The organism is Nocardia brevicatena NBRC 12119 (assembly GCF_000308495.1).
In the GTDB taxonomy this organism is placed as follows: Bacteria; Actinomycetota; Actinomycetes; order Mycobacteriales; family Mycobacteriaceae; genus Nocardia; species Nocardia brevicatena.
Window position 1 is genome coordinate 1 of sequence record NZ_BAFU01000042.1, and the last position, 548, is coordinate 548.

General features: G+C 65.5%; 1 protein-coding gene. It reads left to right on the forward strand.

All coding sequences use genetic code 11. The features are described 5' to 3' along the window. On the forward strand, positions 1-548 hold a 548-nt coding region (locus ON20_RS08625), incomplete at both ends, for a cytochrome b N-terminal domain-containing protein (protein ID WP_040834481.1).

A 548-nucleotide genomic window follows, 5' to 3' on the forward strand; every position in this document is an offset into this window, starting at 1 on the left:
CCATCGGTGTTCCGGTGATCGGTACGTGGCTGCACTGGCTGATGTTCGGCGGCGACTTCCCCGGCGAGATCATCATCCCGCGCCTGTACGTCACGCATGTGCTGTTGTTCCCGGGAATCATGCTGGCGCTGATCGCGGCGCATGTGGCGATCGTCTGGTACCAGAAGCACACCCAGTTCCCCGGCCCGGGCCGCACCGAGACCAACGTGGTGGGTTCCCGGATCGTCCCGGTGTTCGCCGCGGACCAGGGCGCGTTCTTCGCGCTCACCCTGGGCTTCGTCGGCATCATGGGCGGTGTCCTGCAGATCAACCCGATCTGGAACCTGGGCCCGTACAACCCCTCGCAGGTGTCGGCGGGGTCGCAGCCGGACTTCTACATGATGTGGACCGATGGTCTGGCCCGGTTGATGCCGCCGTGGGAGCTGTACATCGGCAACCACACCGTGCCGGCGGTGACCTGGGTCGCGCTCACCATGGGACTGGTGTTCACCGTCCTGATCGCCTATCCGTGGATCGAGAAGCGACTGACCGGCGACAGCGGTGCGCAT